Below are 1770 nucleotides of genomic sequence, written 5' to 3'. Positions count from 1 at the left end.
ATAACGCCGAAATAACAATGTTATAGGAGATCGGCCATGACGTCCCCCCAGACCGCTTCCGCCCGGACCTCCGAACGCAACACCTACCTCGAGGGTTTCCTGGCGCCGGTGAGCGCCGAGGTCACCGCGGCCGACCTCACGGTGACCGGCCACATCCCCGACCACCTCGACGGACGCTATCTGCGTAATGGCCCCAACCCGGCCGCCGAGGTCAACCCCGCCGCATACCACTGGTTCAGCGGCGACGGCATGGTGCACGGGGTGGCGCTGCGCGACGGCAAGGCCCGCTGGTACCGCAACCGCTGGGTGCGCAGCCTGTCGGTGTGCGCCGCCCTCGGCGAGCCGGTGCCGGGCCGACTCGACCCGCGCGCGGGCATGCTGGCCCTGGGCGCCAACACCAACGTGCTGACCCACGCCGGAAAGACCCTGGCCCTGGTCGAGGGCGGAATCGCCAACTACGAGCTCACCGACGAACTCGACACGGTGGGGACGTGCGACTTCGATGGCACCCTGGCAGGCGGCTACACCGCCCATCCGCACCGCGACCCGGCGACCGGCGAACTGCACGCGGTGTCCTACTCGTTCGCCCGCGGGCGCACCGTGCAGTACTCGGTGATCGACACCGCCGGCCGCGCTCGCCGCACCGTCGACATCGAGGTGTCCGGGTCGCCGATGATGCACGACTTCTCGCTGACCGACAAGTACGTGGTGATCTATGACCTGCCGGTGACCTTCGACCCGGGGCAGGTGCTGCCCGCGTCCGTGCCGCGCTGGCTGTCGGTGCCCGCACGCATGGTGCTGCAGTCGCTGATCGGGCGCGTCCGGGTACCGGGCCCGGTCAACGCGGTGATGAACCGCAGCCCGCGGCACTCCGACCGGATGCCCTACGCCTGGAATCCCCGTTACCCCGCGCGCATCGGCGTCATGCCCCGGGAGGGCGGCAACGACGACGTGCGCTGGTTCGAGATCGAACCCTGCTACGTCTACCACCCGCTCAACGCCTACTCCGAGGTGCGGGACGGCGCCGAGGTCCTGGTGCTCGACGTGGTCCGCTACTCGCGGATGTTCGACCGCGACCGGCACGGGCCCGGCGACGCCCCGCCCACGCTCGACCGCTGGACGATCAATCTGGCCACCGGAGCGGTGAGCACCGAATGCCGCGACGACCGGTCCCAGGAGTTTCCGCGCATCAACGAGGAGCGGCTCGGCGCGGCGCACCGGTTCGGCTACACCGTCGGCGCGGTGTTCTCGGGCGGCGGCTCCGCGCTGTACAAGCACGACTACGCGACGGGGTCCACGACGACGGCCGCGCTCGACCCCGACCTGTTGCTCGGCGAGATGTGCTTCGTTGCCAATCCCGGGGCCTCCCGGACGGGGCGGGCCGAGGACGACGGCATCCTGATGGGCTACGGCTACCACCGCGGCTTCGATGAGGGGCAACTGCTGTTGCTGGACGCCCGAACCTGCGAGTCCGTGGCCACCGTGCACCTGCCGCAGCGGGTACCGATGGGCTTCCACGGCAACTGGGCGCCGGCCGGCTGACCTTTTCCCGGCAGGCGGGTCGGCCACTGACCTGATGCGGGGCTGCGCAACGGCGATGCCACACCCCGGGCGTGCGCTACAGTGACTCAAACCACACGAATCGGCAGGTGGTGGGCATACCCCGAGGACGGAAGGATTTCCCATGGGCGTTGCTATCGAGGTCAACGGACTGACCAAGTCCTTCGGCGCCTCGAGGATCTGGGAAGACGTGACACTGGACGTTCCCCC

Annotated in this window: 1 protein-coding gene; it reads left to right on the top strand. The window is 69.5% G+C overall.

Translation table 11 applies throughout. The features are described 5' to 3' along the window. Window positions 1-36: 36 nt before the first annotated feature. Window positions 37-1542 (top strand): carotenoid oxygenase family protein, encoded by a 1506-nt coding sequence (locus AC2VOK_RS20905; protein WP_428902148.1) that lies wholly within the window; start codon window positions 37-39, stop codon window positions 1540-1542. The last annotated feature ends 228 nt before the right edge of the window (window positions 1543-1770 follow it).

Source organism: Mycobacterium sp. TH-M116 (assembly GCF_057473685.1).
Note: the sequence above shows the minus strand (reverse complement) of the source record. Positions and strands in the feature narration are given on the sequence as shown.